25 protein-coding genes and 1 tRNA gene are annotated in these 23,499 nt (G+C 63.2%); 16 read left to right on the top strand and 10 right to left on the bottom strand.

Going from position 1 to position 23,499, the window contains the following annotated elements; genetic code table 11:
- The first annotated feature begins 149 nt into the window (after positions 1–149).
- Positions 150–1,277: an ATP-dependent DNA helicase gene (locus ACSQ3Z_RS16555; RefSeq protein ID WP_192181048.1), complete on the top strand. Its 1,128-nt coding sequence runs from the start codon at positions 150–152 to the stop codon at positions 1,275–1,277.
- Here ACSQ3Z_RS16555 and ACSQ3Z_RS16550 read toward each other — a convergent pair whose 3' ends face one another.
- Entirely contained in the window at positions 1,278–1,682 is a 405-nt protein-coding gene (locus ACSQ3Z_RS16550) for an STAS/SEC14 domain-containing protein (RefSeq protein ID WP_436172398.1), read from the bottom strand.
- 107 nt (positions 1,683–1,789) lie between these two features.
- Between ACSQ3Z_RS16550 and ACSQ3Z_RS16545 the strand changes: the two genes are divergently transcribed.
- From ACSQ3Z_RS16545 to ACSQ3Z_RS16535, 3 genes are all read left to right on the top strand, one after another.
- On the top strand, positions 1,790–2,530 hold the full coding sequence (locus ACSQ3Z_RS16545) for a pyridoxine 5'-phosphate synthase (protein WP_436172397.1): 741 nt from the start codon (positions 1,790–1,792) through the stop codon (positions 2,528–2,530).
- A 103-nt stretch (positions 2,531–2,633) separates the two neighbouring features.
- Positions 2,634–4,553 carry a potassium transporter Kup gene (locus ACSQ3Z_RS16540; RefSeq protein ID WP_436172396.1) on the top strand — a complete coding sequence of 640 codons (1,920 nt, stop codon included), beginning with the start codon at positions 2,634–2,636 and terminating at the stop codon, positions 4,551–4,553.
- Between the two features lie 32 nt (positions 4,554–4,585).
- Positions 4,586–5,626, top strand: a complete 1,041-nt coding sequence (locus tag ACSQ3Z_RS16535) for an SDR family oxidoreductase (protein ID WP_436172395.1) — start codon at positions 4,586–4,588, stop codon at positions 5,624–5,626.
- A 43-nt stretch (positions 5,627–5,669) separates the two neighbouring features.
- On the opposite strand, the gene ACSQ3Z_RS16530 is transcribed toward ACSQ3Z_RS16535, so the two are convergent.
- Complete coding sequence (locus ACSQ3Z_RS16530) at positions 5,670–6,563, bottom strand: SDR family oxidoreductase (RefSeq protein ID WP_436172394.1); 894 nt, start codon at positions 6,561–6,563, stop codon at positions 5,670–5,672.
- A 137-nt stretch (positions 6,564–6,700) separates the two neighbouring features.
- On the opposite strand from ACSQ3Z_RS16530, the gene ACSQ3Z_RS16525 reads away from it, so the two are divergent.
- Together ACSQ3Z_RS16525 and ACSQ3Z_RS16520 are read left to right on the top strand one after the other, a co-directional pair.
- Positions 6,701–7,105, top strand: coding sequence for a winged helix-turn-helix transcriptional regulator (locus tag ACSQ3Z_RS16525; RefSeq protein WP_436172393.1), 405 nt, complete (start codon positions 6,701–6,703; stop codon positions 7,103–7,105).
- Between the two features lie 90 nt (positions 7,106–7,195).
- Entirely contained in the window at positions 7,196–8,455 is a 1,260-nt protein-coding gene (locus ACSQ3Z_RS16520; protein WP_436172392.1) for an FAD-dependent oxidoreductase, read from the top strand.
- Between the two features lie 27 nt (positions 8,456–8,482).
- Here ACSQ3Z_RS16520 and ACSQ3Z_RS16515 read toward each other — a convergent pair whose 3' ends face one another.
- Together ACSQ3Z_RS16515 and ACSQ3Z_RS16510 are read right to left on the bottom strand one after the other, a co-directional pair.
- Positions 8,483–9,151, bottom strand: coding sequence for a hypothetical protein (locus ACSQ3Z_RS16515; RefSeq protein WP_436172391.1), 669 nt, complete (start codon positions 9,149–9,151; stop codon positions 8,483–8,485).
- Positions 9,152–9,289: 138 nt separating this feature from the next.
- On the bottom strand, positions 9,290–10,078 hold the full coding sequence (locus tag ACSQ3Z_RS16510; protein ID WP_436172390.1) for a glutathione S-transferase family protein: 789 nt from the start codon (positions 10,076–10,078) through the stop codon (positions 9,290–9,292).
- Positions 10,079–10,176: 98 nt separating this feature from the next.
- Here ACSQ3Z_RS16510 and ACSQ3Z_RS16505 point away from each other — a divergent pair, with 98 nt between their 5' ends.
- The 3 genes from ACSQ3Z_RS16505 to ilvC all read left to right on the top strand — a co-directional run bounded on the left by ACSQ3Z_RS16505 (position 10,177) and on the right by ilvC (position 12,494).
- Positions 10,177–10,635 carry a MarR family winged helix-turn-helix transcriptional regulator gene (locus ACSQ3Z_RS16505; RefSeq protein ID WP_436172389.1) on the top strand — a complete coding sequence of 153 codons (459 nt, stop codon included), beginning with the start codon at positions 10,177–10,179 and terminating at the stop codon, positions 10,633–10,635.
- A gap of 165 nt (positions 10,636–10,800) precedes the next feature.
- Positions 10,801–11,451, top strand: a complete 651-nt coding sequence (locus ACSQ3Z_RS16500; protein WP_436173918.1) for a TetR/AcrR family transcriptional regulator — start codon at positions 10,801–10,803, stop codon at positions 11,449–11,451.
- Between the two features lie 23 nt (positions 11,452–11,474).
- Positions 11,475–12,494 (top strand): ketol-acid reductoisomerase, encoded by a 1,020-nt coding sequence (ilvC, locus tag ACSQ3Z_RS16495; protein ID WP_436172388.1) that lies wholly within the window; start codon positions 11,475–11,477, stop codon positions 12,492–12,494.
- A 283-nt stretch (positions 12,495–12,777) separates the two neighbouring features.
- On the opposite strand, the gene ACSQ3Z_RS16490 is transcribed toward ilvC, so the two are convergent.
- On the bottom strand, positions 12,778–13,380 hold the full coding sequence (locus ACSQ3Z_RS16490) for a BA14K family protein (RefSeq protein ID WP_436172387.1): 603 nt from the start codon (positions 13,378–13,380) through the stop codon (positions 12,778–12,780).
- A 155-nt stretch (positions 13,381–13,535) separates the two neighbouring features.
- On the opposite strand from ACSQ3Z_RS16490, the gene ACSQ3Z_RS16485 reads away from it, so the two are divergent.
- Entirely contained in the window at positions 13,536–14,648 is a 1,113-nt protein-coding gene (locus ACSQ3Z_RS16485; protein WP_436172386.1) for an endonuclease/exonuclease/phosphatase family protein, read from the top strand.
- Positions 14,649–14,659: 11 nt separating this feature from the next.
- Positions 14,660–15,406, top strand: coding sequence for a hypothetical protein (locus tag ACSQ3Z_RS16480; protein WP_436172385.1), 747 nt, complete (start codon positions 14,660–14,662; stop codon positions 15,404–15,406).
- A gap of 13 nt (positions 15,407–15,419) precedes the next feature.
- Here the strand turns inward: ACSQ3Z_RS16480 and ACSQ3Z_RS16475 are convergent, their stop codons facing one another.
- Positions 15,420–16,541 (bottom strand): 1-aminocyclopropane-1-carboxylate deaminase, encoded by a 1,122-nt coding sequence (locus ACSQ3Z_RS16475; protein ID WP_436172384.1) that lies wholly within the window; start codon positions 16,539–16,541, stop codon positions 15,420–15,422.
- 148 nt (positions 16,542–16,689) lie between these two features.
- Between ACSQ3Z_RS16475 and ACSQ3Z_RS16470 the strand changes: the two genes are divergently transcribed.
- Positions 16,690–17,166 carry an Lrp/AsnC family transcriptional regulator gene (locus tag ACSQ3Z_RS16470; protein ID WP_436172383.1) on the top strand — a complete coding sequence of 159 codons (477 nt, stop codon included), beginning with the start codon at positions 16,690–16,692 and terminating at the stop codon, positions 17,164–17,166.
- A 37-nt stretch (positions 17,167–17,203) separates the two neighbouring features.
- Here ACSQ3Z_RS16470 and ACSQ3Z_RS16465 read toward each other — a convergent pair whose 3' ends face one another.
- The 4 genes from ACSQ3Z_RS16465 to ACSQ3Z_RS16450 form a co-directional block, all read right to left on the bottom strand.
- On the bottom strand, positions 17,204–17,446 hold the full coding sequence (locus tag ACSQ3Z_RS16465; protein WP_436172382.1) for a hypothetical protein: 243 nt from the start codon (positions 17,444–17,446) through the stop codon (positions 17,204–17,206).
- A gap of 135 nt (positions 17,447–17,581) precedes the next feature.
- The gene (locus tag ACSQ3Z_RS16460; protein WP_436172381.1) at positions 17,582–18,799 is read right to left on the bottom strand and encodes an ABC transporter permease; all 1,218 of its coding nucleotides are present in this window, start codon (positions 18,797–18,799) and stop codon (positions 17,582–17,584) included.
- A 100-nt stretch (positions 18,800–18,899) separates the two neighbouring features.
- Complete coding sequence (locus ACSQ3Z_RS16455) at positions 18,900–19,604, bottom strand: ABC transporter ATP-binding protein (RefSeq protein WP_436172380.1); 705 nt, start codon at positions 19,602–19,604, stop codon at positions 18,900–18,902.
- Positions 19,605–19,608: 4 nt separating this feature from the next.
- A complete protein-coding gene (locus ACSQ3Z_RS16450) occupies positions 19,609–20,901 on the bottom strand; it encodes an efflux RND transporter periplasmic adaptor subunit (RefSeq protein WP_436172379.1) in 1,293 nt (430 codons plus the stop codon).
- Between the two features lie 113 nt (positions 20,902–21,014).
- On the opposite strand from ACSQ3Z_RS16450, the gene ACSQ3Z_RS16445 reads away from it, so the two are divergent.
- From ACSQ3Z_RS16445 to ACSQ3Z_RS16430, 4 genes are all read left to right on the top strand, one after another.
- On the top strand, positions 21,015–21,926 hold the full coding sequence (locus ACSQ3Z_RS16445; protein ID WP_436172378.1) for a PhzF family phenazine biosynthesis protein: 912 nt from the start codon (positions 21,015–21,017) through the stop codon (positions 21,924–21,926).
- A 104-nt stretch (positions 21,927–22,030) separates the two neighbouring features.
- A tRNA-Lys gene (locus ACSQ3Z_RS16440) sits at positions 22,031–22,106 on the top strand.
- A 109-nt stretch (positions 22,107–22,215) separates the two neighbouring features.
- Positions 22,216–22,731, top strand: coding sequence for a hypothetical protein (locus tag ACSQ3Z_RS16435; RefSeq protein ID WP_436172377.1), 516 nt, complete (start codon positions 22,216–22,218; stop codon positions 22,729–22,731).
- A gap of 362 nt (positions 22,732–23,093) precedes the next feature.
- Positions 23,094–23,498 carry a GFA family protein gene (locus ACSQ3Z_RS16430; protein ID WP_436172376.1) on the top strand — a complete coding sequence of 135 codons (405 nt, stop codon included), beginning with the start codon at positions 23,094–23,096 and terminating at the stop codon, positions 23,496–23,498.
- Position 23,499 lies beyond the last annotated feature (1 nt).

Raw genomic sequence — 23,499 nt, 5'->3', positions numbered from 1 at the left:
CAAGCCGAGACGCAGTCGCCATGTTCTCTTTACGTTCTTGTCCGCGCCTGATAGCCTGAGCCGCAGGAGGCGCTGAGTTCGCCACCGGCGGCGGTCGATATGGTGGCGGCTGTCTTGTCTTTCCCTTGCGAATCCGGTCTTTCGCGCTGATGGAATTCTCTCCCCAACAGGATGATGCCCTGAAGGCGGTTGCGCGCTGGCTCAAGGAGGGCCGGCCGCAGCTGTTCCGGCTGTTCGGCTATGCGGGCACCGGCAAGACGACGCTGGCGCGCTATTTCGCCGAGCATGTCGACGGCCAGGTGCAGTTCGCCGCCTTCACCGGCAAGGCGGCGCAGGTGCTGCGCTCCAAGGGGGCGACCAACGCCCGCACCATCCATTCGCTGATCTACAGGCCCAAGGGCGAGGAATCGGTGTCGGACGAGGTGACCGGCAAGACGTCGATTTCGCCGACCTTCTCGCTCAACCGCCAGAGCCCGATCTCGAGGGCCAAGCTGGTCATCATCGACGAATGCTCGATGGTCGACGAACAGCTCGGCCGCGACCTGATGAGTTTCGGCACGCCGATCCTGGTGCTCGGCGATCCCGGCCAGCTGCCGCCGATCTCGGGCGGCGGCTTCTTCACCGACCACGAACCGGACGCGCTGCTCACCGAAATCCATCGCCAGGCGCGCGACAATCCGATCATCCGGCTGGCGCTCGACGTGCGCGAAGGCCGCGAATTCATGCGCGGCGACTACGGCACGGCGCAAGTCATCGGCAAGGAAGACGTCAACCAGGAACTGGTGCTGAAGGCGGACCAGGTGCTGGTCGGCACCAACCGCACGCGCCGGCGCTATAACCAGCGGCTGCGCGAATTGAAGGGTTTCAATGCCGACTATCCGCAAGCCGGCGACAAGCTGGTCTGCCTGCGCAACGATCCGGCCAAGGGCCTGCTCAACGGTTCGCTGTGGAAGGTCATGACCTCGTCGCGCGAGACGGTGAAGCCGGGCATCAACCTTCTGGTCTCGCCGGAAGAGGACGATCCGGACCGCGGCGTTGCCAAGATCAAGCTGCTCAAGGCGGCGTTCGAGGACCCGGATGCCGAGATTCCCTGGCAGCAGAAGAAGCGCTTCGACGATTTCGACTATGGCTACGCGCTGACCGTGCACAAGGCGCAGGGCTCGCAATGGAACGAGATCGTGCTGTTCGACGAAAGCTGGGCGTTCAAGGAAACCCGCCAGCGCTGGCTCTACACCGCGATCACCCGCGCGGCCGAACGGCTGACGATCGTCCGATGATCATGACGGCTTGGCCGGCCTGGCGCCGAGCCAGCGCCATGCCGCCGCTTCGTCCTCCCAGTCGAAATGCCTGAGTTCGAAAGGCGGCGGCTTGGCGAAGAATCCCTGCGCATAGGGGATCCAGTCCGGGTCGCCGACCGCGGCGCAGCGGCGGATATGCTCCAGGGCGTGGGCCGTGCCCTGTCTGGCGGTTTCGTCGGACACGTGGGGCCAGTCGACGCCGTCATGCTCGATCAGGCGCACCAGCACGTCCAGTTTCGGATGGAGCGCATAGGCCGCCTCCAGCAGTCCGAACAGGTTTTCCGCGTCGGCGGCCGCGACATGGCCGACGATATCGACAGCGAAAAGGTCTTCACGGTCGGTGTCGATGCGGCGCACCGCCGGCACGGCGTCGAGAAAATTCAAGGGCTGTTCCTTTCGCGGTTCATCCCCTTGGAACACCGGAAACCCTCTGTCTGTTCCCGACAAAGGCGCTATAGATGCGCCCCGTCTGTGAAACTGGACCCGAAGCCATGCCCGCAAAGCTCTCCGTCAATCTCAATGCCATCGCCATGCTACGCAACCGGCGCGACCTGCCATGGCCGAGCGTCATCGGGCTCGGGCGCCTCGCTCTCTCCGCCGGCGCGCATGGGCTGACGGTGCATCCGCGACCCGATGAGCGGCATACGCGGCACTCCGATTTGCCGGAGATCAGGGCCCTTATCGACGATGAGTTCCCCAAGGCCGAGTTCAACATAGAGGGCTATCCGTCGGAGGATTTCCTGGCGCTTGTGGAAAAGCACCAGCCGGAACAGGTGACGCTTGTGCCCGACGACCCGGCCCAGGCCACGTCGGACCATGGCTGGAACTTCGCAACGGACGCCGCATTCCTCACTCCGATCGTCAAACGCCTGAAAAAGGCAGGTGTGCGGGTGTCGTTGTTTTCCGATTCGGACCCGGACGGCGCCAGGATCGCGCGCGATATCGGCGCCGACCGGATCGAGCTTTACACGGGGCCGTATGGCAGCTGCCATTCCGATTCCGCCAAGGCGGCCAAGGAATTGGAAAGATTGGGACAAACCGCGGATGCAGCACTTGCGGCGGGCCTGCAGGTCAATGCCGGGCACGATCTCACGGTGAACAACCTGCCGGCGCTGGTCAAGCGCATTCCGGCGTTGGCCGAAGTGTCGATCGGACATGGGTTGACAGCCGATGCGTTGGAGTATGGCATGGCCGGCACGGTGGGGCGGTTTCTCAGGGCTTGCGGATGGTAAAGAGGCAGGCCCCGCGTTGCCGGCATGGAAGCCATAACGTTGGGGCACTTGATATTGCATTGCAGCAAGCGTAGAGCACCGCGCGATTATCGGAGTGTCGTTTATGGCCCTTGCCAACACTGGTAGTGAGGCAGAAACCGTCGACCAATCGAGCCATCCTGAAGTCGAGCAGCATAGCACCAAGGTGCTGATGCTGGGCGCGCTCGGCGTGGTCTATGGCGACATCGGTACCAGTCCGATCTATGCGTTTCGTGAGGCATTGCATGCGTCGTCCGGCGGCGATGTCGCCGAGCGCGGCGATATTCTCGGCGTGCTGTCGCTGATCATCTGGTCGCTGACGATCATCGTCACCATCAAATACATCATGTTCGTGCTGCGCGCGGACAACCGCGGCGAGGGCGGCGTGCTGTCGCTGATGGCGCTGGCGCGCGGCAGTTTCCCGACGCGGTCGGCGGTGATCCTCGGCGTCGGCATCGTCGGCGCCTCGCTGTTCTTTGGTGACGCCGTCATCACGCCGGCAATCTCGGTGCTTTCCGCGGTCGAGGGCATGAATGTCGTCACGCCGACGTTTCAGCCCTATGTGGTGCCGCTGACATTGCTCATTCTCGCCATGGTGTTCGCGGTGCAACGGTTCGGCACGGGCGGCGTGGGCCTGGTGTTCGGCCCGGTGACGGCCGTATGGTTCCTGGCCATCGGGCTTTCCGGCCTGAACCACATCATCGACGACCCGGAGATCCTGCTGGCGGTCAGCCCGCACTATATCGTCGCCTTCCTGATCAATTCGCCTGACGTCGCCTTCGTCACGATCGGTGCCATCTTCCTGGCCGTCACCGGCGCCGAGGCGCTCTATGCCGATCTCGGCCATTTCGGGCGCAAGCCGATCGTGCTCGCCTGGCTGGCGATCGTGTTCCCTTGCCTGCTGCTCAACTATGCCGGGCAGGGCGCGTTCGTGCTGGCGCATGGTGGCGTCGTCGGCCATCCGTTCTTCGAGATGAACCAGGGATGGACGCTTATCCCGATGGTGGTGCTGGCGACGGCGGCAACCGTGATCGCCAGCCAGGCGGTGATTTCCGGCGCCTTTTCGCTGACCAGGCAGGCGGTGCAGCTCAACATGCTGCCGCGGCTCGAAATCCTGCACACGTCGGAAAAACAATCCGGCCAGATCTACATGCCGCGCGTCAATCTGCTGCTGGCGCTGACGGTGATGCTGCTGGTCGTCGGTTTCGGCGAATCGAGCCGGCTTGCCTCGGCCTACGGCATTTCGGTCACCGGCAACATGCTGGTGACGACGGTGCTGCTCTATGCCGTCATGACCCGTATCTGGAAATGGCGGCTCTGGGTGGCAATCGCGATGACGGCGCTGTTCGCTTTCATCGATATAGGCTTCTTTGCCTCCAACATCGTCAAGGTCTTCGAAGGCGGCTGGGCGTCGTTGGCGGTGGCCTTCACCGTCGTGCTCGCCATGTGGACCTGGGTGCGCGGCAGCCGCTATCTGTTCGACAAGACCCGCCGCAACGAGATCCCGCTCGATTTCCTCGCCGGCAATCTGTTGAAGAAGAAGCCGCAGCTGGTGTCGGGCACGGCCGTGTTCCTGACCAGCGATCCGCTGAGCGCGCCGACCGCGTTGATGCACAGTCTGAAGCACTACAAGGTGCTGCACGAACAGAACGTCATCCTTTCTGTGGTGACGGCGCCGCAGCCGGTGGTGCCCGACAGCGACCGCGTCAAGATGGAAACGGTCAACGAGCTGTTCATGCGGGTGACGCTGAACTTCGGCTATATGGAACAGCCGAACATTCCGCGCGCGCTGGCGATCTGCCGCAAGCAGGGTTGGAAGTTCGACATCATGACGACGTCCTTCTTCCTGTCGCGGCGTTCGCTCAAGGCCTCGCCCAATTCCGGCATGCCGGTGTGGCAGGACAAGCTGTTCATCGGCCTGGCGCGCACGGCAGCGGATGCGACCGAGTATTTCCAGATCCCGACCGGGCGCGTTGTCGAGATCGGCACGCAGGTGGCGATTTGATGGGCTCAAACTAGATCATCGAGGAGGCGGGCATGAGCGGCGAATTGGTGCTTGTGTCCGGCGGATCGGGCTTCCTCGGCGCTCACTGCATCGTGGCTCTGCTGGATGCAGGCTACCGCGTGCGCACGACGGTGCGGTCCAGCAAGCGCGAAGCCGATGTTGTGGCGATGCTGAAGGCCGGCGGTGCCGAACCCGGCGATGCGCTCTCCTTTGCCCACGCCGATCTCATGGCCGACGCAGGCTGGCCGCAAGCCGTTGCCGGCTGCGACTATGTCCTCCATGTCGCCTCGCCGTTTCCGTCCGGCGTGCCGAAACACGAGGACGATCTGATCGTTCCTGCCCGCGAAGGCGCGCTGCGGGTGCTGCGTGCGGCGCGAGATGCCGGCGTCAGGCGCGTCGTGCTCACCTCCTCCTTTGCTGCCGTCGGCTATGGCCAGACGCCAATTGCCGGACGCCCGTTCACGGAGGAGAACTGGACCAATCTGGCTGACAAGGTGAGCGCCTATGTGAAATCGAAGACGCTGGCGGAGCGGGCCGCGTGGGATTTCATTGCCGGTCAAGGCGGCGCCTTGGAGCTGGCAGTCGTCAATCCAGTCGGGATTTTCGGACCGGTTCTGGGGCCCGACCATTCGACCTCAACAGAATTCATAGGACGCCTGCTGGATGGCGCGATGCCGGGTCTGCCGCGCATGCTATTCGGCGTGGTCGATGCGCGGGACGTGGCGGACCTGCATCTGCGCGCCATGACCAACCCCGCAGCCAAGGGCGAACGTTTCCTGGCCATCAGCGGGGATTTCATGACGATGCTGGAGATCGCACAGACGCTGAAAGCTCGGTTGGGCGATGCAGCGTCGCGCGTGCCGACAAGAGTGCTGCCGGATTGGCTGGTGAGGCTCGTCGGCCTGTTCGACGGGCAAGCAGCCCAGATCGTGACGGAGTTGGGCAAGGCAAGGAACGCAACGAGTGCGAAGGCCATGCGCCTGCTGGGCTGGGCACCGCGTTCGCGGGAAGACGCGCTGGTTGCGACCGGCGAAAGCCTGATCCGGCTGGGGCTGACCAAGACATCGAAATAGTGGTGCGGGAAGCCGACCTATCCGGCTTCCCGCACCACAGGCTTCAACTGGCCAAGGCGGATTTGTTCGCCTCGAGGAACTCTCTCAACGTTTGCGGCTTCCTGCCCGAAAGCGTCTCGATCGCGTCGGTGACCATGGCGATGCGGCCCGAGCGCGTGTTGGCATCGAACGAAACGATGACGCGCGCGAATTCGTCGGGAACGCCGGCCGCCTTCACGCCCTCGGTCAAGGCCTCGTCGGGCAGTTGGATGACGTCCAGCGGTTTGCCGGTGACTTCGCTGACCAGGGCGGCGATCTCGGCCGCCGTATGCGCCTGCGGGCCGGTCAGTGTGTAGGTCTTGCTTTCGGTCGAGCCGGAAGCGAGGCCGGCGGCGATGGCTGCCGCCATGTCGTCGCGCGCGCCATGGGCAATGCGGCCGTCGCCCGCGGACGTATACCACTTTCCCGAGGCGATTGCGTGTGGCAGCGCCATGAACAGGTTCTCCTGGTACCAGCCGTTGCGGAAGATCGTATAGGGTATGCCGCTGGCCTTGATCGCCTGCTCGGTGCCGTAGTGGTCGCCGGCAAACAGCACCGGCGATTCCGGCTCAGGGTTGGGCATCGAGGTGTAGAGCAGGTGCGAAACGCCGGCCTTTTTGGCCGCAGCGACGGCAGTCTCGTGCTGCTTCAGGCGCTTGCCGGTTTTGAGATCGAGATCGCCGGTCGAAATGATCAATACCCTGTCGGCGCCCTTGAAGGCGCTTTCCAGCGAGGCCGCGTCGCTGAAGTCGGCGGCCCTGACAACGACGCCGCGCGCCGCCAAATCGGCCAGGCCTTCGGGATTGCGCGTGGTGGCGATGATCCGCGCCGGCGCAACATTGTGCGCGTCCAGGAGATAATGGATGACACCGCGGCCAAGCTGGCCTGAGGCGCCGGTGACGAGAAGGGTTTCGGTCATCGGGGAGATCCTGATTTTGCGCCGAAGCGGCGGGTGCTGTGGCGGTCTCAAAAAGAGACCAGCACTAAAATAGGAATTGACCTGTTGCCGTAAAGAAGGCAGTTTTTCGGGAGGTAGGCACACGCAGGGAACCAGCGATGGACGGCAAGATCGTCAATCTGCAATCGAAGCTCGAGATCTACAAAGCCATGACGGATGGCGGCAATTTCGCTGATTGCCCGGTTCGCGACGTCATGCGGGGCATCAATGGCAAATGGAGCCCGTTGCTGGTCATGGCGCTGGCGGAAAAGCCCTATCGCTTCGGGGAGCTGCGCCGGCTGGTTCCCGACATCTCGCAGCGCATGCTCACGCAGACGCTGCACGAGCTGCAACGTGATGGCTACGTGCATCGCGAGGTGTTCCCGACCAAACCACCTGGTGTCGAATACAGCCTGACCGACCTCGGACGGTCGATGTTCCATCCCTTGTATCAACTCGTCCAATGGGCCGAGCTCAACCATGAGGCCGTGCGCGAAGCGCGCGCTACCTTCGACGCTGCTTAGGCCTGAACTCGTCTTTCGAAGCGTCAAAGCGCCGAGTTGATTTGGCGATCCCGCTGAGGGATTGTGCCCGCCGGTTGGGTTGGGCGGGCAATGGAAAAATCTCTCGACATCGCGATTGCCGGCGCCGGGCCGGCGGGGCTGGCCATGGCGCTCTACCTGAGACGCGCCGGGCACCGCGTCACCATCTTCGAGCGCTTCGACGAACCGAAGCCGGTCGGTTCGGGGCTGATCCTGCAGCCGACCGGGCTGAGCGTGCTCGCCGATCTCGGCCTGCTCGACGACATCCTGGCACTTGGCAGCCGCATCGATCGCCTGCATGGGGCGGATGCGACGTCAGGCCGCACCGTGCTCGCCGTCCGCTACGATGCGCAGCGTGGCCGCCGTTTCGGCCTGGCGGTGCACCGTGCCGCGCTGTTCGGCGTGCTGTTCCGTGCCGCCCAGCGCGAGGCGATCGCCATCGAAACCAGTGTCGAGATCGAGGCGCTGGAGACCGGCGAACGCGTGACGCTCGCCTGTGCCAACGGAAGAAGGATCGGACCCTTCGATCTGGTCGTCGACGCCAGCGGTTCGCGCTCGAAGCTGCGCCAGTGCCTGAGCGACCCAGGCGAGGTGCGCTCGCTGGCCTATGGCGCGTTCTGGGCCTCGCTCGGCTGGCGTGGCGAGGGCTTTGACGAAAACGCGCTGCTGCAGCGCTACGACAGGGCCAGCGTCATGGTCGGCGTGCTGCCGATCGGCCGGCCGGAACCCGGCGCGGAAAAGATGGCAGCCTTCTTCTGGAGCCTGAAGCCGGCGGACGCCGAAAGCGTGCGGGCCGCCGGGCTCGACGCCTGGAAGGCGAGGGTGGTCAGCCTGTGGCCCGAGTGCGAGGCCTTCACCAGCCAGATCGACAGTTTCGACCAGCTTTCTCTGGCGCGCTATGGCCATCATACGATGAGGCTGCCGGCCGGCCGTCGGCTGGCGATCATCGGCGACGCCGCGCATTCGACCAGCCCGCAGCTCGGGCAAGGGGCGAACATGGCGCTGCTCGACGCGGCGGCGCTCAGCCACGCGCTGGCACGGACGAAAGATGTCGACGAAGCACTGGAAGCCTATGCCCGCGCGCGGCGCTGGCATGTGCGGGTCTTCCAGGCGCTGTCGCTGGCGTTCACGCCTTTCTACCAGTCGGACTCCGCGGCGCTGCCATTCATCCGCGACAGGCTGGTGGCGACAATCGCAAGGATCCCGCCGGCGCCGCAATTGCTCGCTTCGATGGTGGCGGGGACCGTGATCGATCCGTTCAGGCGGATCGGGCTAGAGGAGGCGCGATGGTCGAGAATGAGCGATCGTGACGAACAGGTCACAAACCCCTAGCTGGTCGAGCGCTAGCGCTGCGCAAAACTATTGTTGAGGCACAACTGGCGGAACCGAATTCCAAAATACAGGATGTGCAGGCAGGAGCTGGCCACCGTTTTTGTGCACGAGTGTCAGTATCGAGTTTACGATCTCATGCGCCGGAACGCTTAGCAAATTGCATTGGATATGAGCTTCGTCGACTTTACGTCGCCGCAACAAGGGGTAGCCGAGCCGAAAGGATTTCGGCAAGGGTGCAGGCTCGCGCATCCGTAAGGACACTCCCCAATAGCCAGCCCCTCCCAATATTGGTTTTGCACTCAAAATGTCAGACCATTTAGCCAATAGACCGGAGCGACTATCCGACAAACCATCACTGTCAACAATCAAGGCTGGCTTTCCAAGGCCGGCGTCCAGGAAGGAGAATATGGCTGCCGCAGATAGAAACGGCACCCAATAAAGCCCGAACAGCTGCAGCAGCGCCATCGCCACCTTCTCGAATAGAGTGCGGCTGCCTTCGGGGTCACGGACAAAGAAGGTCAACAAGGGCAACAGCATCACCAGTGCGCAAAATGCCCAGAAAAGGCCCATCAAAATATACTTGCTACGGCTGCAACGAGCTGCAATCGGAAGCCGAACGGACAACGGGGGAACAACGGATTTTCGAAACGTTGGTATCCCCGGAATGAGGACGACGTCCTTTTTATCCACCAACATCGACGAATTCCGATTTCGCTTTGATTGGGTCGAGATCGTCTTCATAGAACGAAACTGATGAACGGTTTCATTTCATAGTTTTTCAAATGCCGCTTGTCTCCACGGCCAAAGGTCCGTCACAGACACCCGCTGCGATGCTCATGCGGACCGGACTCGCGGAAGCGCGGTGGCCTGATCGTCCTGCCGAATGAGTTTCGAGAGATAGGAAGCCTTGGCCCGCAGGAAGGCTTCGAGGCGTTGCGGATAGTCCGGGTCGACAGCCTGCTTGATAGATTGCCGCGCGCTCAATGCCTTGCGCCATGCCCGGGCAAGCGGCTTTCCGGCGAGAATGCCGAAATCGCCGATCCGGTCGAAGACGTCGAAATAGCGGAAGATCGGCCCGTATACGGCGTCGACGAGTGAGAAGCGCTCGCCGGCGAACCACAGTCCTGGGGCGGTGCGATCGGCCAGTTCGGCCTCGAGCCGATCGAACATCGCCGATAGGGTTTCGCTTTCGGCACGGAAGGCGGTCTCGTTGGCAGCGGAGTAGAACCGGCCGATGGCATTCAAGATGGCTGAGCCGAATTCGATCCAGGCGCGGTGCCGGGCGCGGGCATAGGGGTCGGCAGGGTGGAGCGGGTTGACCTCGGTCTCCTCCAGGAATTCGAGGATGACGGCGGATTCGAAGATCACCGTCTCCTCGCCATGTTGCCGGACGCGCAGCAGCGGGACCTTGCCGAGCGGCGAAATCGCCTTGAACCAGGCCGGTTTGTTGGCGAGGTCGATGGTGACGCGTTCGAACGGCACGCCTTTCTCGGCAAGCGAAATCGCCGCGCGCTGCACATAGGGACAGAGATGATGGCTGACCAGGATGAGCTTGTCGGTCGTCTTGGCGACCAGGCTGCCCGTATCCGGGATGTCGGCGTCCTTGCAGATTTCATGCTTCATCGGATTGTTTCCCAAGTCAATGCAGTTGCATCTATATAGATGCATGTGCTTCTATCGTCAAGCTTGATGCAACTGCATCTATCTTCTATGCTGCTCGCATGATCGAGAAGGCCACACCTTCGCCCGAGGCCATCAAGGCCTGGGCCCGCCTGATGCGCGTCTCGCGCCAGCTCGTGGAAAAGGCTGAGGATGCGCTAAAGGAGGGCGGCCTCCCGCCGCTCGCCTGGTACGACGTGCTGCATGAGCTTGCCGAAGCCGGCGAGGGCGGGTTGCGGCCGTTCCAGCTGATCGAGCGGACGCTGTTTGCGCAGTACAACATCTCGCGGCTGCTGGCGCGGCTCGAAGCCGACGGCCTGGTCGAGAAGCTGCCAGTTGCCGATGACGGCCGCGGCCAGACCATCCGCATCACCGACGAGGGACGCGAAACGCGCCGCCGCATGTGGGCCTTCTATGGCAAGTCGATCGCCGATCTGGTTGGCGCCCGGCTTTCGGCAGCAGACCTCGAGACATTGGCAGGCCTGCTCGGGCGGCTGCGCCATCCACCCGCCGACGACTGAGCCTGGCCGGCACCGATCGCCTATCGCGCCCCGTTCGCCCATCCGCCGTCGATTATTTCCATTTTGGCTCTTGCGTCGGCAAGCGCTTTGAGCAATATGCCGAACCGTAACGTACGGTACGCCTCGGGTGAAGCACCTAATCGTTGGGCAGGAAGAAAAAGATTGTTGCAGGCAAGCGTCGATATCGACACCAGCGAAGCGCTGACGGAGCGGCAGAAGGCCGTGCTGGATGCAGCGCTGCGCCTGCTGGTCGAGGAGGGCGATAACCTGACCATGACCGCGGTGGCGCGGCGGGCGAGCTGCTCCAAGGAAACGCTCTACAAATGGTTCGGCGATCGCGACGGGCTGCTGACGGCGACGGTGCAGTGGCAGGCCTCAAAGGTGCGTGTGGCGCCTGTCGACGGCAAGGGGCTCGGCCTCGCTTCGCTGACCGCGAGCCTGGAGCGCTTCGCTTCCGACTGGCTCAAGGTGATTTCGAGCGACACCTCGATCGCGCTCAACCGGGTGGCGGTCAGCCACGCCGGATCGGGCAAGGACAACCTTGGCGCCGTGGTGCTGGAGAATGGCCGCTTCGCTTTGGCCCGGCGCTTGAAGCCGGTGCTGGAAGCAGGTCGTCAGGCCGGGCTTCTCGACTTTTCGGATGCCGAGACGGCGTTCCGGAGCTTTTTCGGGCTGGTCGCCCGCGACGTGCAAATCCGTCTCTTGCTCGGCGACCGGCTGGAATTGACTGAGGCGACAATCGGCGGCGATGCCGCCCGGGCGACGCAACAGTTTCTCGCTCTTTTCGGAGCAAAAACCGGGCCGCAAGGCCTCTGATACCAAACGGGAAGGAAGACGAAATGCGTGTCTATTACGATCGCGATGCCGATCTCAACCTGATCAAGGGCAAGAAGGTCGCCATCATCGGCTATGGCAGCCAGGGCAGGGCGCATGCGCTCAACCTCAAGGATTCCGGCGCCAAGGACATCGCCATCGGCCTCAAGGCCGGCTCGGCGACCGCCAACAAGGTCGAGGCCGACGGTCTCAAGGTGATGAGCGTGGCGGAGGCCGCCAAATGGGCCGACCTGATGATGATGGCGACGCCCGACGAATTGCAGGCCGACATTTACAGATCGGAGATCGCGCCGAACATCCGCGACGGTGCGGCGATCGCTTTCGCGCACGGCCTCAACGTGCATTTCGGCCTGATCGAGCCGAAGGCGTCGGTCGACGTCGTCATGATCGCGCCGAAGGGCCCGGGCCACACGGTGCGCGGCGAATACCAGAAGGGCGGTGGCGTGCCGTGCCTGGTCGCGGTCAACCAGGACGCCTCGGGCAACGCGCTCGATCTGGCGCTCTCCTACGCCTGCGGCGTCGGCGGCGGCCGTTCGGGCATCATCGAGACCAATTTCCGCGAGGAATGCGAGACCGATCTGTTCGGCGAACAGGTTGTGTTGTGCGGCGGCCTGGTCGAACTGATCCGCGCCGGCTTCGAGACGCTGGTGGAAGCCGGCTACGCGCCGGAAATGGCCTATTTCGAGTGCCTGCACGAGGTCAAGCTGATCGTCGACCTGATCTATGAGGGCGGCATCGCCAACATGAACTACTCGATCTCGAACACCGCCGAGTGGGGCGAATATGTCTCGGGCCCGCGCATCATCACCGCCGAAACCAAGGCCGAGATGAAGCGCGTGCTGAAGGACATCCAGACGGGAAAATTCACCTCGGAATGGATGCAGGAATACCGCGCCGGCATGTCGCGCTTCAAGGGCATCCGCCGCAACAATGACAGCCACCAGATCGAGGAAGTCGGCGCCAAGCTGCGCGCAATGATGCCGTGGATTTCCAAGAACAAGCTGGTCGACAAGGCCAAGAACTAAAGTCCGGACTCAGTCGTACCTCAATCTGGCTCACTGCGAGTTGGTCGCAGTGAGCTAGTCGAGGCGATACACCAGCACATCGTGCGGGATCCCCAGGGGCGATCGTCGCTCGGGAGCGCTTCGATCAGACCAGTCGATAAACCGGCCTGATAAACATAGCGTTATCGTCGGCGGCGAAACGATTTCGCGGTGCCCTGGCCGGACAAAGAACAGTTCAGAAGAAGGCTGAGCCAGACGGAAACGGCGCCGCGAGGGGCGGCGCCGTCTGGAATGCATCAGTCCATCAGCTATAGGGCGACCAGCATAGCCGGCGCGGGCCGTTATAGGGTTGGAACGTGTTGTCCCAGGTGCGATACGACCGGTAACGATTGTAGCACCAGCGGACATGGGCGCTCGAACCGTTGTTGTAGTAGCGCCGGTTGTAGTAGCCCTGGTTGTAGTAGCCCTGGTTGTAGTAGCCCTGGTACAGGCTGCCAAGGCCGAACCCAAGGCCCAAACCGAGAAGCGCGGCGGCGCCGTTGTCGTCGTAGTAACGGCCGTTATAGCCGCCACCGTAGTAACGGCCGTAATTGCCGCCACCGTAGTACCGGCCACGATTATGGCGCCAGTGCCGCCCACCGTTCCAGTTGCCACGGTTCCAATTGCCACGGTTCCAATTGCCACGGTTCCAGTTCCGGGCTCCTGAGAAATTACGGCCACGCATCCAGACGTTATTATTGCCGCCAGCCCAGTCATCGCGCACCGGCACGATTTCGCGTGCCGCGGCAGCAGTTGGGAGCGGGGCGTCAGGCTGAATGGGCCCGGCCATGGAAGGCGCCGAGAGGCCGGAAACAAGACCCAAGGCCAACATGCCCGATCGAATGGTAGTCAAAAAGAGCGGTTTCATTTCACTCTCCGAAGATTCAGGCCCCACGCTCAGAGTAACCCTAATCATGGACCTTTGCGTCTGAACGGAAGATGAACGGAAAGGTTCCATCAACCATGAATGGGCATCGCCCAGCCCCCTTGTTTTCGGCTGCGCTTGCAGGCAAAGGTCACCGCATGTCGCTGCGCCTCGCCACCTTCAATGTCGAGAACCTGATGAACAGGTTCGATTTTTCCGGATACCGCAACCAGCTCAATGAAGACCGCACGCTAGCGCTCTTCGACATCCAGAGTGAGGCCGAATACAGGATGCTGGAGCAGGCGCGGGCGATCGCGCAATCCGACGACACGCGCCAGCTGACGGCACTGGCCATCGCGGCCACCCGCGCCGACATCATCTGCATGCAGGAGGTCGACAATGTCGAGGCGCTGAAGGCCTTCGAATACGGCTATCTGTTCAAGATGGTGGGGGAGGGCTACCGGCAGAAATACACCACGGCCGGCAATGATTCACGCGGCATCGATGTGGCCGTGATGATGCGCAGCGAGACCGCGCAGGGCCAGCCGATCGAATTCGTGCGCATGACCAGCCACGCCTACGTCACCTACGAGCAGTTCGGCCTGCACACGCCCGAACTGGCGGCACTCGGAAACCAGGCCAATGAGCGTATTTTCCGCCGCGACTGCCTCGAGATCGACGTGATTGTCGGCGGCGTGCCGCTGACGCTCTATCTCGTGCATTTCAAATCGATGGGCTCGCCACGCAATGGGCTCGACGGACGCGAGGCAACGATGCCGATCCGCATCGCCGAGGCGCAAGCGGTGCGCCGCATCATCGAGGAGCGTTTCGGCAAGGAGCATGCCGCCGACAAGCGCTGGGCGATCTGCGGCGACATGAACGATTACCGGCAGCGCGTGAAGATCGAGGGCGACAGTTTCGATGGCTACCGCTTCCAGGTGATCGACGAGAGCCAGTCCTGCATCAACGTTTTGACCGCCGGCGGCTTTTGCGAAAACGTCGTCGAGCGGCGGCCGGAGATGGACCGCTGGAGTTTCTACCACACGCGCGGGCCGCAGGAGCGGCATCTCTGCCAGCTCGACTACATCCTGTTGTCGAAGGGGCTGGCGGCGAAGAACGCGACAGCCGTTCCCGACATCATCCGCAGCGGTCAGCCCTGGCGCACAATCTTTCCGGCCGGCCAGGAGGTCGACCGCTTCCCGCGCGCCGGCTGGGACCGGCCGAAGGCGTCCGACCACTGTCCAGTGGCGATCACGCTGGACATGGCCTGAGGATCGCTCCGTTGAGCTTCGACCTGCCGCGCAATGTCATCCTGCCGGTCGACGCGGTCGACGTCCGGCTTGATCCCGGTGCGCATCCCTTCGAGCGCGACAATGCCGAGGCAATCGCCGAGAACTGGCGGCGCGAGATGGGCGCGAACCCAGCGCTGTTCGACGGCACGGTGGTGCTGCTCTCGGCGCTCGCCTACCGCCACAACCGGCTGGTCGGGCGCTGCCATGCGGTGAACTACTCGACCTTCATGCTGTGGCGGCAGAACCGCCAGGGGACCGGTGCCGAGCACGCCTATGCCCATGCGATGCTGGTCGCCGGCGACGATGCGCTGGTGGCGATCCGCATGGGGGCGCATACGGTCAATGCCGGCCGCGTCTATTTCGCCGCCGGCTCGTTTGAACCGATCGATTTCCGCGACGGTCTTGTCGATGTCGATTTCAACATGATCCGCGAGGTGGGCGAGGAGACCGGGATCGATCTGTCGGGAGTGCAACGCGGCCAGCGCTACTACGCGCTATCCACGCCGAGCGGCACGGTGATCTTCCGCCGCTATCGGGTTGCGGAGCCGGCCGACGAGATCGCACGGCGTATCTCAGCTTTCGTTGCCGCTGAAGCCGACCCGGAGATCGAGGGGCCGGTGATCATCCGCCATGCCACAGACCTGCCGCAAGGGTTGATGGGGCACATGAAGCCGCTCATCGAGTGGCACTTCGCGGGCAGCGACCAGGAGCCGAGCGGCGCCCCGTCGTTTCGTTGACTGCCTGAACGGACTACGGAAAGAGCGGCGGTAGGGCGTCGTGCGGCACGCGTTTGCCGCTGCGAGGTTCGCCGCCAAGGACCGCTGCTGGTTTCGGCCGGTTCGGAAGGCTTGGGCCGTCGTCCTTGTAGTAATAGCTGTAGCCGTTGATGGCCGGCGCGCCACCGAGATGCGCGTAAAGAACTCTTGAACCCTCGGGGAAGAAGCCTTTCCTGGTCAGATCGATCAGACCCTGCATCGACTTTCCCTCGTACACCGGATCGGTGATCATGGCCTCCGTGCGGGCTGCCAGCCGGATCGCGTCGTTCGTGGCGTCCGACGGGACGCCGTAGGCCGGATAGGCATAGTCGGGATTGATCACGATTTCGTCGTCGCGGACAGCGCGGCCCAGCCCGACGAGGGCGGCGGTGTCGTCGACGATGCGCCGAACCTGCGCGCGAGTCTGATCGGGCGTCCCGGAGGCGTCGATGCCAATCACCCGGTCGGCGCGGTCTTGCGCGGAGAAGCCGACGATCATGCCGGCCTGCGTCGAACCGGTCACGACGCACACAATGATGTAGTCGAAGGTGAAGCCGAGCTCGGCTTCCTGCCTGGCCACTTCCTCGGCGAAGCCGACATAGCCCAGACCGCCAAACTTGTGCACCGAGGCGCCGGCCGGGATCGGATAGGGCTTGCCGCCCGCGTCCTTAACCGACTGGATGGCGTCCTCCCAGCTCTTGCGGATGCCAATGTCGAAGCCTTCGTCGACAAGCCGGCTGTCCGCTCCCATCAGGCGCGTCATCAGGATGTTTCCGACGCGATCGTAGACCGCATCAAAGTGGGGCACCCATTTCTCCTGGATCACCACGCACTTCATGCCGATCTTGGCGGCTGTCGCGGCGACCATGCGCGTATGGTTCGACTGAACGCCGCCAATCGACACCAGTGTGTCGGCGCCGCATGCGATCGCGTCCGGCACGATGTATTCGAGCTTTCGCAGTTTGTTTCCGCCCATCGCCAGCCCGGAATTGCAATCGTCGCGCTTGGCGTAGATTTGCACTTTTCCGCCCAGCGCCGCGCTCAGCCGTGGCAAATGCTCGATCGGCGTCGGACCGAAGGTCAGCGGATAGCGTTCGAATTTTTCGAGAAGTGACATCGGTTTGTCTCCGCCGCGATCGTTTTTCGATGGGCGGATAATAAACGGAATGGCGCGAAAGGTGCTCTCGAACCTACCGCCCAAAAGCTTCGCATGCGGCGAAAATCTGCGATATTATTGATCTAATCGCCCACCGAGATCCATAGAAATGGAAGAATCTTCCACTCAAGTTTTCGACCGCATCGACATCAAGATCCTGCGTGCCCTTCAGGCTGAGGGACGGCTGACGAATGCGGAGCTGGCGACCCGCGTGAATGTCAGCGCCGCCACCTGCCATCGGCGCACGCAACGCCTGTTCGAAGAGGGCTACATCACCGGGGTTAGGGCGGAGATCGCACCCGCTGCGGTAGGACTGGGTGCGCTGGTGATGGTCGGCGTCGTGCTCGACCGCTCGACACCTGAAAGCTTCGCCGCTTTCGAGGAGGCCGTGCACAAGCTCAAGGAGGTCCTGGATTGCAATCTCGTGGCAGGCGACTTCGACTATCTGTTGAAGATAAGAGTTCGTGACATGGCGGATTTCAACAAGCTGCACGGGCAGAAGCTGATCGCGTTGCCTGGCGTTCGGCAAACCCGGACTTTCTTCGTCATGAAGGAGGTCAAAGAGAACGCGCGGCTAACGTTTTGACAGGCCGCTGGTCTCTGTTCTCATGTTTGGCTGACGGTCAGCCTTGCCCCTTGTCCTGCGCCGCCTTGCTGTCGTTGCGGGCGGCGACGACGAACAGGATGACGCCGAGACCCAGCAGCGCGCCCATCGCCATTCCCATGGTCTCACCGACGACCTGCTGGAATTCGGCGGTGACGCGATCGGGATTGGCCATGCCGTAGCGGGCGAGGTACAACCAGAGGCCCGCGAGGGCCGCCTCGATGATCACCAGCACCAGGACCAGCCGCGCCTTCTTGCTCATGTGCAATTCCTCCGCTCAAGGGTAAATGCACTACCATCGCGAGCCGTGCGGCGACAGTGGCGGCGCGGGGCGGAAACGTCAAAGCTTGTGCATAGCCGGATCGGAGCGCCGGGCACGTTTTCCGGCGCGGTCGCCCTATTCGTGCCTCAGCGCATCGATCGGATCGAGCCTCGCGCCGCGCAGGGCAGGGAAGAAGCCGAACACCATGCCGATCAGTGCCGAAAAGCCGACGGCGAGCAGGATGACCGCCGGGCTTGGCGCGAAGGGGATGGTCAGCGCCACCGAGGCGATGCCGGCCAGCGCCAGGCCGATGAGGATGCCGATGATGCCGCCGAGCAGCGACAGCACCGTTGCCTCGACCAGGAACTGGATGAGGATGTGCTTCTCATGCGCGCCGATCGCCAGCCTGATGCCGATCTCGCGGGTGCGCTCGGTCACAGAGACCAGCATGATGTTCATGATGCCGATGCCGCCGACCAGCAGGCTGACGCCGGCGACGGCACCCAGCATGCCGGTCATCGTCGTGGTGGCGCTGGCCATGGCGTCGGCGATCTGGGTCATGTCGCGGATCGAGAAATCGTCATCCCGGTCCGGCGTGATGCGGCGCGTGTCGCGCAAGATGTCCTCGACGCGCGGCTGCAACTCGCTGGTCGGCGTCCGGTCGTCGGCGGCGATGTAGATCGAATCGATGTCGCGGTTACCGGCGATACGGCGCTGGTAGGCGGCGAGCGGCATCAGCACGACATTGTCCTGGTCCTGGCCGAAGCCGGTGTAGCCCTTGGGCTCCAACAGGCCGATGATCTTGCAGGAGGTGCGGTTGACGCGGATGATCTCGCCTTCGGGGTCGCCGGCGCCGAAGAATTGCTGGCGCACCGTCTCGCCGACCAGGCAGACGCCGGTGCCCGAGCGGGTCTCGGAATCGCTGAACGGTCGGCCGGAAACCAGCTTCCAGTCGCGGGCATCGAGATAGGCGCTGTCGGTGCCGGTGACGCCCGAGGTCAGGCTCTCGGTGCCGAAGATGACGCGCACCTGTTTTTGCGAGGCGGGCGAAATGGCGCGCGCGCCGCTGAGATGCGCGACTAGTGCTACAAGGTCCTTTTCGGCGAGCGGCCGGACCACCTGGTCGAGCCCGCCCGGTCCGCCGGGCCCGGCCGGACGGCCGGAACGGACAACGAGCAGATTGCTGCCGAGCTTGGAGATGTCGGCCTTGACCTTTTCGGTGGTGCCCGAGCCGATGGTCAGCATGGCGATGACGGCGGCGACGCCAATGACGATGCCGAGCAGCGTCAGGAACGAGCGCAGCACGTTGCGGCGGATGGAGATCAGCGAGAGGCGGACGGTTTCCCAGATCATCGCTAGAGCCTGCCATCCCGATAGAGCCGGGATTGGGCTCTATCCTCTTGTTTGGCCATGATCTTGTCCGAAAACCGGTTTCCACTTTTCGGGATCATGGCTAGGCCACCTCGAGGTTCTTGCTGTCGGAGGCGACATGGCCGTCGAGGAAGCGGATGGTGCGCTCGGCATAGGCAGCGACATCGGCTTCGTGCGTGACCATGGCGACGGTCAGGCCAAGCTCGGCGTTCAGCCGTGTCAACAACTCCATGATCTCGTGCGTGCGGGCGGTGTCGAGATTGCCGGTCGGCTCGTCGGCGACAAGCAGCGTCGGCCTTGTGACGATGGCACGCGCGATCGCCACGCGCTGCTGCTGGCCGCCGGAGAGTTCGGCCGGCGTATGATGCTCGCGGCCGACAAGGCCGACCTCCGCCAGCGCCTGCATGGCAAGCGCGCGGCGCTCGCCTCTGGCCACGCCGCGATAGATCAGCGGCAGTTCGACATTTTCGGCCGCCGTGGTGCGCGGCAAAAGGTTGTAGCCCTGGAAGACGAAGCCGACATAGAGGTTGCGCAGCATGGCGCGGCGGTTGCGGTCGAGGCGCCCGGCGTCGATGCCTTCGAAACGGTAGGTACCCGCCGTCGGCGTGTCGAGGCAGCCTATGATGTTCATCGCCGTCGACTTTCCCGAACCGGAAGGCCCCATGATGGCGACGAACTCGCCCTTGCGGATGGCGAGATCGACGCCGGCCAGCGCATGCACCCGGGCCTCGCCCTGGCCATAGCTTTTCCAGACCTTGTCGAAGCTGATGAGGACGGAGCCTGACACAGCGTCAGCTCCGCAACTGCGAACCGGTTATGACCTCGGCGCCCTCATCCAGGCCCGAAATGATTTCGGTCAGTTCGCCGTCCGTGGAGCCGATCCTGACGTTGACGGCACGCGGCCGGCCGTTTTCCAGCACGTAGAGCGTGCGCGAGCCGTCGGTCGGGGTCGTCGTAGCCTGGCGCTGGCGGTTGCCGCCGGGGCGGCCCATGCGGCCGGTGAACAGGTCGCTCAGGCTCCAACTGCGGGCGTTGGCTTGCGCCGGCCGGTAGCGGAAGGCCGTGGACGGCACGGCAAGCACGCCCCTGGCCTGTTTGGTGACGACCGAGACAGTGGCGGTCATGCCGGGCCTGAGCAGAAGCTCGTTGTTGTCGACCTCGAGCCGCGCGTCATAGGTGACGACACCGTCGGTGGTGACGGAGGCGTAGGAGATGTCGCGGATCTCGGCATCGAAGGGCCGGTCCGGGAAGGCGTCGACGGTGAAGCGCGCATGCTGGCCGGTCTTGACCGCGCCGATGTCGGCCTCGTCGACAGCAGCCTTCAATTCCATGTGCCTGAGGTCGGCGGCGATGATGAACAGCACCGGCGCCTGCAGCGAGGAGGCGACGGTCTGGCCGGGATCGACCGAGCGCGTCAGAACGATGCCGTCTATGGGGGCATAGATGGTGCTCTTGGCCAGATCCGTCTGCTGTGCCTTGAGGTCGGCGTTGGCGATGGCAAGATTGGCTTCGGCGCTGTCGAGCGCCGCCTTGGAGCGGTCACGGGTTGCAGTCGCGGCCTCGAGCGACTGGTCCGTCGCCATGCCGCGCTTGGTCAGCGCCGCCGCGCGCACGAGCGCCTTTTCGTTCTCGGCCAGGGTTACGGTGGCGTCCTCGAGACTTGCCGCTGCTGCCTTGGCGGAGGCCTGGGCGCGCTCGATCTGGACCTCGAGCTTGGCGGTGTCGAGCGCCGCCAGCACGTCCCCCTTCTTCACCTGCTGGTTCTCGTTGACCGAGACCGAACGGACGACGCCGGACAATTCGCTGGAAATGTCGACCTGGGTGAGGGGCTGCAGCGTGCCGGTGGCCGAGACCGCGACGGTGAGGTCGGCAATGGCGGCCGGCACGGTCGTGTAGTCGATCTTGGCGGGCGCGCCGGCATACCATTGGTAGCCGCCGATGCCGGCGGCGACCGCGATCAGCGCCAGCAGCGCGTAGAGCCAGCCGCGGCGACGTTTCTTCCTCAGACCGCCTCGATCGAGCCCAAGCGCCGTCTCGATGGCGGAATCCGATTCCGCCTTTGGCGGATTGACAAGCTGGTCCAAGCTGGACCCCTATTGATGCGAAAGCGTCCCTATAAGTGTACAGATCAGGCCTATTGGTTCGGATTTCAAATTAAATTTCGCTCATGTTGGGATCAAGGCGGAGGACTTCTGGCATGCAGCCTCGGAATTACTTGCTCTATGACGTGTTTACGACCGAGCGGCTGGCCGGCAACCCGCTGGCTGTCGTGCTGGATGGCAAGGGACTGGACACGGCCGCGATGCAGGCCATCGCGCGTGAGTTCAACCTGTCCGAAACGGTCTTCGCGCTGCCGCCCGACAATCCCAAGCACCGTGCCCGCATCCGCATCTTCACGCCTGACTACGAAATGCCGTTCGCCGGCCATCCGACCGTCGGCTCGGCGATCGCGCTCGCCGAACGGGCCGGGGATGGGGAGGCCGCCGGCATCTTCGTGCTGGAGGAGAATATCGGTCCGGTGCGCTGCGCCGTTAGCAAGCACGACGGCGCTACCTTCGCCGAGTTCGACCTGGCGAAGCTGCCGGAGCGGCTGGAACTGTCCGCCGAGCCGGAGGCGATCGGCGCCGCCCTTGGCCTCGCGCCGCACGAGATCGGCTTCGAGAATCATCGCGTCTCGTTCTGGTCGGCGGGCGTGCCTTACGTGACCATCCCCGTCGCCAATCTGGAGGCAGCCGCCCGGATAAAGCTGGACAACCAGGCGTGGTCAGAACTGGCGCCGCGCAAGAGCGACTGGGCCTTCGCAAGCCCCTATGTCTACTGCCGCGAGACGGTGAACCACGAAAGCGCTTTCCATGTCCGCATGATCGTGCCCGGCAACCCGTCCTATGAAGACCCCGCGACCGGTTCCGCGGCCGCCGCCTTCGCCGGCGCCATCATGCATTTCGACGGCCCGACGGACGGCATTTCGCAGCTGTGGATCGAACAGGGGCTGGAGATGGGGCGGCCGTCCCGCATCCGCCTCGAACTCAATGTCGAAGGCGGAAAACTGGCGTCCGCCCGCATCGGCGGCCATGCCATCAGGGTGGCGGAAGGCAAGCTTTTGGTTTGATTACAAGCGGCTTGGTCGATTTGTCGGGAAATGATTCCGGCAGGGCTGGACATCCCCGGGATCGGCGGCTATATGCCCGCCGACGCCGGTTTTTCCGGCCGAGTGGGTGCGTAGCTCAGTTGGTAGAGCAGCTGACTCTTAATCAGCGGGTCCACAGTTCAATCCTGTGCGCACCCACCAAAGATTTCAAAGACTTAGGTGGATAGACCCTGGCCGCGAGCGATAGTGATTTCGCTCCGGCTAACGTACGGCTAACAAAAGTCCGCCACCGCGTGACATGGAATGCGACATGGGCGACGAACCACAAATTGAGGAAATGTATGGAAGAAGCCCGCTTCTGGCTTTCTCGCTTTACACCGTCGCTCAGTTGCAATCGCTCCAGCGAATACGCTCAGAGATCCTGGCGGCTATGGACCAGAGAGAGCCCGGGCCGGATCTGATGAAAGCATATGACTTCTTCTGGTTTTGGACTTTGGGTGCCTATGAAATCGTCCGAACGATGGACGAAAACAAGAGCTGTTTTTCCACCCCGGTCGCTGCAAGAATCAATGCTTTGAAACTGCGCCTGGCCCTTATCCGGATGCCATTTGCCAAACAGCTATTTGCCAATCAGGCTGGCCTACCAAGAGACCGCCCTATCGGCGGCGAAAATAGCATTGCGGATGTGGGGCAAGACCAATCTCTGATCTTCGAGATCGGTGGCGAGACGTTTGATTCTCGCAGCCTGATTGGCGAAGTGACAGAGTTCTTTGCGGGCATAAAACGCGAAGATATCCTGCGGGGGATGAAATGCCCGCCACCGTGAGGCAGCGGGCTTCAAGTGGAAATGTTTTCCGGTTGATCAGCCCTTGGTGCCCTCATGGGTTTCGAGGGCGTCATGCAACGGCGAGTGCATCTCAACCGCTAGCGCCATCAACCGGCCTATGGATGCGGTAGCGTCTGCCGACAGACTGCCGCCCTCGGCACCGTCAGTCACCGCTTTGACAAAGGTGCAGGATCGCAAGCAGATCGTAGCTGCATCCGGCCAATTGCGCGGCAGTCATGTCGCCTTGGTCAACGAAGCGGTTACGGCTCATAGTGACACCAGCACTTCCTGCGACTTGAGGTGCCGAGAATGGCGGCGGTGCTGGTGTGAGGCTGCGGAAGGCGAAGGGAGGGAGGAGCGGAATGAAGGAGGCTGGCAAGCAAGCCCATACCGGCTCGTGCCTGTGCGGCGCGGTGCGTTTCAAGACGAGTGGCGCGTTGCGCGGCGTCCACTATTGCCACTGTTCGCAATGCCGCAAGCAGTCGGGCCACTATTATGCCGCCACAAGCGCGGCTGACACCGAGCTTGACGTCACCGGCTCGGAAAACGTCACGTGGTACGAGTCATCTGATTTCGCCCGTCGCGGGTTTTGCAGGGTCTGCGGCTCCGCGCTGTTCTGGAAGCGCAACAAGTCGGAGGAAACATCAGTGATGGCCGGTGCATTCGACCAGCCGTCCGGACTGAGGGGCGAGAGTCATACTTTCGTCGGCGACAAAGGCGACTATTACGAGATCAATGACGATCTGCCACGCCATGCCCGGTATTAAC

The sequence above is a fragment of the Mesorhizobium sp. LjNodule214 genome, from assembly GCF_964252735.1.
Taxonomy (GTDB): domain Bacteria; phylum Pseudomonadota; class Alphaproteobacteria; order Rhizobiales; family Rhizobiaceae; genus Mesorhizobium.
Note: the sequence above shows the minus strand (reverse complement) of the source record. Positions and strands in the feature narration are given on the sequence as shown.